Source organism: Micromonospora sp. DH13 (assembly GCF_020873825.1).
In the GTDB taxonomy this organism is placed as follows: domain Bacteria; phylum Actinomycetota; class Actinomycetes; order Mycobacteriales; family Micromonosporaceae; genus Micromonospora; species Micromonospora haikouensis.
Map to the genome: position 1 here is coordinate 1 of NZ_JAHWGR010000115.1, position 382 is coordinate 382.

The following is a 382-nucleotide window of genomic DNA, read 5'->3' on the forward strand; positions in this document are numbered from 1 at the left end:
TGCTTCACCGTCTCCGGGAACCGGGCGCGTTCCTTGCGGATCGCACCGAGGACCGCCTGCCCGCCGTCCTGGAGCACGTCAGGACCGGCGAGGAAGTCCTCGATACCGCGCAACGTGGTGTGCGCCAGGCCGTACTGCATCGACACCAGGTACTGGCTGATCTCCCGGCCGAGGGTCACGCTCAAGGACTTCGTGTCGAAGTCGCTGTGCAGGGCCGCGACGATGAGCGAGTTGCGCACACTGAAGTACTTGGCCCAGTCGTCCCGATCCTTCCAGTGGAAGTCCGCATGCCACACACCGGCGTTCGGGAGGGTCACGGTGACGAAACCTGCTGCGCGGGCGCGGATTCCGTACTCGATGTCGTCCCACTGGAAGAACATCG

Annotated in this window: 1 pseudogene; it reads right to left on the reverse strand. The window is 64.9% G+C overall.

What is annotated here, in order from left to right:
• Positions 1-317: pseudogene (locus tag LPA42_RS33500) on the reverse strand (glycosyltransferase family 2 protein); the annotation flags it as partial.
• Positions 318-382 lie beyond the last annotated feature (65 nt).